This is a genomic window from Sulfurospirillum tamanense, from assembly GCF_016937535.1.
Lineage (GTDB): Bacteria > Campylobacterota > Campylobacteria > Campylobacterales > Campylobacteraceae > Sulfurospirillum_B > Sulfurospirillum_B tamanense.
The window spans coordinates 1-6,169 of record NZ_JAFHKK010000050.1 but is presented as its reverse complement, the minus strand read 5'-3'; the positions used below and the strand labels follow the sequence as shown (position 1 = coordinate 6,169).

Here is a 6,169-nt window from a genome sequence, read left to right as displayed (position 1 = left end):
ATATCAGAAAAGTGGTTCAAATAATCGTACCAATTTTTCTAGTTCGGCCATGCTTTATATCTTCAAATGAGCCCACCAAAGTATTTTCAATAGCATCAAGTTTTTCTTTTTTTTGTCATCTTGCTTAATTTGCACAGCTCTCTTTGGAAGAATCTCTAAAAAAGAGACAACTTTATCAAAGCAATCATCACGTATTTTCAGTGTCAATGTTTTCATTTTAATCCCCGCATAAATTCAATTTATTGCATTTGACATTATACCAAAACAGTAACAAAGAAAAAAAATAGACCCAACTAAAGAAGAATTGGTCTCTCGCATGGTGCGGGAGGGGTAGGAGTTATTTGAGGTAGCTTCCTTGGTGGATGCTTGCTTTTTGTTAGTTCCTTTCCCTTTTCTATTAAAAAGTAGCCTCGTTCCCGTTTCTTTGCTCAAGAAGTCTAGTTTCTATGAATGCGAGTTGATGTAGTGGATTTTTGGTATAATTTGGCAAAAATCAAAAGTAAAAAATACAGGAGCTGATATGCCAACTATATCAATGTTTTATGGGATAATTATCAGAATGTATTGTGCTCCAAAAGAACATAACCCTCCACATATTCATGTTTATTATCAAGATGATAAAGCTATCATAGACATAAATACGATTGAATTAATTGACGGGAAATTACCAAAAAATAAATTGAGATTAGTCTTAGCATGGGCAGAATTAAGACATGAAGAGTTATTGGCAGATTGGAAACTAGCTCAAAATGGTGAATTGCCGTTTCAAATCGAGCCTTTAAAATAGGAGGTATAGATGTATTTAGCTGTAAAAGATGTAAAACCATTGGATGATTATTTATTGCTTTTAAGATTTGAAAATGAAGAGGAAAAATTATTTGATGTTAAGCCTTATTTGGATTTTGGAAAATTTCAAGAACTAAAAGACCAAAAACTTTTCAATAGTGTAAAAGTTTGTTTTGACAGCATCGAATGGGACAATCGTTTGGACTTGGACCCTGAACTTTTATATCAAAAATCACATAAAAAAGCTTAGAGTGTAGACCTGATACCTCTAACATTATGGCAAAAACACTAGCAAAGAAAAACTAACCTCCCGCGTAGTGCGGGAGGGTGGGGTTATTTGAGGTAGCTTCCTTGTACAGGGGCGCGGGTGTCAGCTTTGCCTTTTGGCGTGCCTGAAGTTGCTTGTTCGGGTTTGGCATCTAGGCTACTGATATACTCAGCTAAAGAGCGAATCTCTTGAGAAGTCAGTGCCGCAGAAGCTTGATGCATGATGAGTGCAGTACTTCCGCCAAAGGATGGGTCGCGTCGATAGTTTTCCATTTGATCCATAAGCTCTTCTTTAGAAAGGGTGCGAAGGACGCGCGCGTTGTTGTAGCTACTACGCTCTGCTTCTACGCCGTGGCAGCGAAAGCAGGTGCGATCATACAATGCTTTTCCCGCAGTAATATTTCCTACTTGTGAGCGCGGTGAAAAAACAGCATCTAACACTCCGCCGCCGCTCGTAGTGTATTCGGGAGAAACCTCTTGTATCTCAACCTTTCCCTCTTGGGCATGTTTTTCCATGAGCGCTTTAAGCTCTTTAGCAAACTCACCCTTCGCGGTAAACACATAGGTTTCTTCCGCCACCATCATCGAAGCCACAAGAGCACAAGAAAGTAACACGCGTTTCATTAAACATCCTTATAAATTAAAATAAAAAAGGGGTTGATTATAGCATGGTTAAAGTAAAGAAGTCATCAAAAGAAGAATAAAACAAAAAAAGCCCAAGGGAAAATCCTTGGGCTTGAAGATTAGAATCTGTAAGTCGCCTGGAAACGGATTTGTTTGTTGTCATCGCCGTTAGCAGCATTGTCTTTAATATCCATGTCAGAGTAGTAAGTGTAGAGGCTGAAGTTTTTAGAGTAAGCATACCCTGCTTCAACATAAACCTCATCACCATAGGTTTGGCTAGCTTGTTTCGCTTTAGAGTAACCTGCGCCAAAAGAAAAGTCACCAAGCGCATAACCAGCACTTACAAAGTAAGTTTTCATGTTGTTTGCATTAGCCGTCTCACTATAAAGTTGTTGACCAGACATAATAAACTGACCATCAGCACTTAGTGTGTAGACGCCCATCTCTTTGTCGGTTCGAACATAGCCCGCTTTAACATTTGCGCCTTCATATTCATAGCCACCTTCAACTGCCCAGAAAGTACCTTTGTCATCAACAAAGCCACCCTTAAGCTCATCAGCAAGCTTCATATGGTTAACTTGACCCTTTAAGCTAAACCCTGCATAACCCGTTGAGAGTTCGGCAAAGAAAGAAGAGTCGAATACATGGGTCATTTTAGATGCCCAAAACTGCATATTCACTGGGCCAACAGAGCCAATAGCTGCTGCTGCGTAAATATTTTGCTTTTGAGAAGTTACTGCCGGAAAATTGGTAGCGTTGGTATTAAAATACGCAGCACCTGCGAACGTCCATCCCTCAACACCGTTGTAAAAGCCAATAACACCATTACCAAAATTGCCATCCCACGCATCTTCAGTCCAAGGTGTGGCCAACTGCATTTTACCCACTTTAAGGCTGTAGTCAGCTACAGCATACTGAAAGTAAGCTTGGGAAACAGCAAGGTTTTTATCGCTCGCAGCACTGTTGTTGGCATAATCACTATTGTCATACTTAAGCGTTACAACACTCTTAACACTTTCAGCTACTGGGGCCGTAAACGTAAACACACCTGAAAAACGGTGACGTTCAGTGTCACCACCTTTGGCAGTGTTAGGGTTTTGTTTATTATCATGCAAATCGACACGGTAGCGGACAAGACCTGTGAGGTCAACACCCTTAATGGTCTCCTCAAGAGGGGCAGCAGAAGCGAAAGTAGTCATCGCGCCCGCAGCAACAATAGCAGCAAGGCTAAGTTTAGCAAGTTTCATAAGAACTCCTTTAGAAAATGTCTAGAGTAAAAATTATAACATATGGGAGTTTAAAAGAGAAAGGAAAAAGTGATGAAAAAGTAAACAAAAAGGAAAAATTAAGGAAAAATGAACGGGCCAAGCGGCCCGTTCATGCTCTAGCAATGACTAGAATCTGTAAACACCTTCAATACGAAAACGTTTGTTTTCTGTAATCGCACGTTTGCGGTCAAGGTCAGAATAGTACGTTGATACGCTGAAGTTTTTGCTGTAAGCATAGCCTGCTTCAACATAGTACTCTTTAGCAAGTGTGTCTTCACCTGTTGGAGCAACACTAGAACCCAACTCAGAGTCTACATAACCCGCACCAACAGAATATTTGTCAAATTTATAACCAGCAGTTACAAACATTGTTTTAGCATCTCTTTGGTTAACATAACTTCCATATGCCTGCTTACCTGCACGAATCATAGCGTGATCTGCAGCAACTGCATGAATACCCATGTCTTTGTCTGTTCGGATATAGCCCACATTTACACTAGCACCTGCTGCGGCATAGCCAGCTTGAACGGCCCAGAATAAACCTGTGTCGTCTCTAGAGTCTAACACACCGGGCACTAGACCAACTGGTTTAACTTCATCAGCTAATTTTAGGTGGTTCACTTGGCCTTTTAAGCTAAAACCAGCAAATTTTGTTGAAAGTTCAGCAAACACAGAATCAAATACGTGTGTTTTTTTACCAGCCCAAACTTGTGCATTTACTGGACCCATTGAGCCAATAGCAGCAATCGCGTAAAGGTTCTCGTCATCATTTAGCAAGTTTTTGCTAGTATTATTAGCAGTTACGCGACCGCCGCCACCTGTGTTAAAGAATGATGCACCAGCAAATGTCCATCCCTCAACACCTGTATAAAGTGCCAAAATACCGTTTCCTGTTTGTCCATCAAGCGCATTGTTATAAGTCCAAGGAGAACCAATAAGCATTTTACCTACGTTTACCGTAAAGCCGCTTGCTTTATACTGGAAGTAAGCCTGAGAAACAACAAAATTTTTGTCAGAAGCTGCAGTTGGGCCAGTGGAAGAACCCGCAATATCTAGGTCGTCATAACGAAGTGTTAATACACTTTTAACTTCATCAGTCACAGGGGCTGTAAAGGTGAAAACACCAGAAAAGCGGTGATTTTCGCCAGCTATATTGTTAGAAGTACCGTTGTCGTTCATATCAACACGGTAACGAACCCAACCCTTAAGGTCAACACCCTTAATGGCTTCTTCAAGTGGGGCAGCAGATGCAAATGTAGTCATTGCACCAACAGCAACGATAGCAGCAAGGCTAAGTTTTGCTAATTTCATGTAAACTCCTTAGAAAATTTGTGTTACGGGGAAAATTATACCCCAAAACCTTTGAGTTTCGCTTATTTTAAACTTAAAAAAACAAAAAACTACAAAATTGTTACCGTTTGTTTACCGTGAAGTGAAAAAGTTTTAGAAAATGCTTACATGTAAAGGGGTTTTTCCGTGTTGTAGTGCAGTGGTGAGCACTTAAGGAACCTGCGATGCGAACCCGCATGCAAAAAAACGAAGAGGCCGTTGGTTCTTTCAAAGTAAGGCCCAAGGGCTTGGGCCTTTTGGGCTACTTGACGTCGATGGATTCTTTCAAAGACTCCACGGTTTTTTCACCGATGCCTTTGACATTGGCAAGTTCTTCGATGGTTTTAAATCCACCGTTTGCTTCGCGGTAGGTGATAATGGCGGTGGCTTTTTTCTCCCCAATGCCTTTAAGGGTGGCTAGTTCTTCCACACTTGCAGTGTTGAGGTTTACCTTAGCCCACAGGGCAACTGCCAAAAACAAAACCATTATGATACTTCGTAGCATCATTTTTTTAGCGGTTTAGTGAAATGGGTTTTAAGTAAGCAATAGCGCACTATGCTATAATTCTTAGCACTATCCAAGGAGGATGTCTTGCCCACCGTGCTTAGGATTGATGGCTTTAGATTTTTCTTTTTTAGTGATGAGCATGAACCCGTACACATTCACGTGGAAAAAGGCGATGGGTACATGAGAGTGGAGCTTGAAACACTAAACGTTACTGCTAAACAAAAATTTACTAAAAATGATGAGAAAAAGATAATAAGCATCATAAAAAAACATCAAGAAGAACTTATAGGAGCTTGGAATGCACACTTTCATCAGTAGGCTTGATTTTGGAGACAAGATTTATGTTTATCTTCAAAGTGGCGACATTTTGACCATCCCCTACAACTACACCAAAAAAATACAAAAAGCTTCAAAGGAAGAGCTTTTGACTTACCGGCTCATTGGCGGAGGTATTGGGGTGCATTTTGAGAGCATAGACGAAGACATCTCACTTAGTGGGATTATTACTTACAAAATAAACCATGAGCTCAAGGCAAGCTGAACAAAAAGCGGCCCAAGAGTTTGGGCCTTTTGGACTACTTGACTTCGATAGATTCTTTTAAAGACTCGACGGTTTTTTCACCAATGCCTTTGACGCTGGCAAGTTCTTCAACACTTTTAAAACCACCATTTGCTTCACGATAGGTAATGATAGCGGTAGCCTTTTTTTCACCAAGGCCCTTGAGAGTCGCTAGCTCTTCCGCAGTCGCAGTGTTGAGGTTTACCTTGGCCCAGAGGGCAACTGCTAAAAACAAAAACAACATGATACTTCGTAGCATCATTTCTCCTTTTGGTAAGATAGGGGGTGATGGTAACATAAAAAAGTAGTTAGTTTTGCTTAACACGCTTGGGAAAACAGGAAGAGAAAACAGTTTTACTGCTTTTTGTAAAAGTGGCGCCAAGGTTACTTTGCTAGCAAACTATGAATCTTAGGATATTTAAAGCAACGTTTGAAGATAGCGGGTAATTTTTTCATCTCGCGCAGAATATTCTTTAATGGTTGACACTAAGGCCTCTTTTATATCAAACTGGGCGTTCGCCACACGAAGAAGGTCTTTGTTTAAATCTTCAAGTTTTTGCGTTATTATGTCCCACACCTCTTCAGCATCAATACCAAAGTAGCCATGAGCAATGACGTTTCTAAAATTAACAATTTTTCGAAAATACGAAGGAGAAAGGTTTTCAAAGTTTTCATCCTCCAAAAGATAGTTAAGTGACTCGCCGATGATTTCAAAGGCTCTCATAGTGGCATCCCAGTGAAGAGAACTATGTTGCAAGTCATGGCCACTTTTAAACTCAGCCGTGTAGGATTTTACTTTGTAAATAGAAACGAAGGTATCGACAATAA

Annotated in this window: 10 protein-coding genes; 4 read left to right on the top strand and 6 right to left on the bottom strand. The window is 40.4% G+C overall.

Translation table 11 applies throughout. The features are described 5' to 3' along the window. Positions 1–520 precede the first annotated feature (520 nt). Positions 521–787 carry a DUF4160 domain-containing protein gene (locus JWV37_RS12450; RefSeq protein WP_205460193.1) on the top strand — a complete coding sequence of 89 codons (267 nt, stop codon included), beginning with the start codon at positions 521–523 and terminating at the stop codon, positions 785–787. Between the two features lie 9 nt (positions 788–796). Further along, positions 797–1,036 (top strand): DUF2442 domain-containing protein, encoded by a 240-nt coding sequence (locus JWV37_RS12445; RefSeq protein WP_205460191.1) that lies wholly within the window; start codon positions 797–799, stop codon positions 1,034–1,036. An 83-nt stretch (positions 1,037–1,119) separates the two neighbouring features. On the opposite strand, the gene JWV37_RS12440 is transcribed toward JWV37_RS12445, so the two are convergent. The 4 genes from JWV37_RS12440 to JWV37_RS12425 form a co-directional block, all read right to left on the bottom strand. Then, positions 1,120–1,677, bottom strand: coding sequence for a c-type cytochrome (locus JWV37_RS12440; protein WP_205460189.1), 558 nt, complete (start codon positions 1,675–1,677; stop codon positions 1,120–1,122). A gap of 119 nt (positions 1,678–1,796) precedes the next feature. Beyond that, positions 1,797–2,924, bottom strand: coding sequence for a major outer membrane protein (locus JWV37_RS12435; protein WP_205460187.1), 1,128 nt, complete (start codon positions 2,922–2,924; stop codon positions 1,797–1,799). Positions 2,925–3,071: 147 nt separating this feature from the next. Beyond that, positions 3,072–4,256 (bottom strand): major outer membrane protein, encoded by a 1,185-nt coding sequence (locus JWV37_RS12430; protein ID WP_205460185.1) that lies wholly within the window; start codon positions 4,254–4,256, stop codon positions 3,072–3,074. A gap of 280 nt (positions 4,257–4,536) precedes the next feature. After that, the gene (locus JWV37_RS12425) at positions 4,537–4,761 is read right to left on the bottom strand and encodes a ComEA family DNA-binding protein (protein ID WP_240332210.1); all 225 of its coding nucleotides are present in this window, start codon (positions 4,759–4,761) and stop codon (positions 4,537–4,539) included. 180 nt (positions 4,762–4,941) lie between these two features. Between JWV37_RS12425 and JWV37_RS12420 the strand changes: the two genes are divergently transcribed. Both JWV37_RS12420 and JWV37_RS12415 read left to right on the top strand, forming a co-directional pair. Beyond that, positions 4,942–5,100, top strand: a complete 159-nt coding sequence (locus JWV37_RS12420; protein WP_369407687.1) for a DUF4160 domain-containing protein — start codon at positions 4,942–4,944, stop codon at positions 5,098–5,100. Then, on the top strand, positions 5,081–5,323 hold the full coding sequence (locus JWV37_RS12415) for a DUF2442 domain-containing protein (protein WP_205460181.1): 243 nt from the start codon (positions 5,081–5,083) through the stop codon (positions 5,321–5,323). Before JWV37_RS12420 ends, JWV37_RS12415 begins: the two co-directional genes overlap by 20 nt. 34 nt (positions 5,324–5,357) lie before the next feature. Here JWV37_RS12415 and JWV37_RS12410 read toward each other — a convergent pair whose 3' ends face one another. Together JWV37_RS12410 and JWV37_RS12405 are read right to left on the bottom strand one after the other, a co-directional pair. Further along, complete coding sequence (locus JWV37_RS12410; protein WP_205460180.1) at positions 5,358–5,600, bottom strand: ComEA family DNA-binding protein; 243 nt, start codon at positions 5,598–5,600, stop codon at positions 5,358–5,360. 159 nt (positions 5,601–5,759) lie between these two features. After that, positions 5,760–6,169, bottom strand: a 410-nt coding sequence (locus JWV37_RS12405) for a HepT-like ribonuclease domain-containing protein (RefSeq protein WP_205460179.1), incomplete at its 5' end; no start/stop codon positions are given.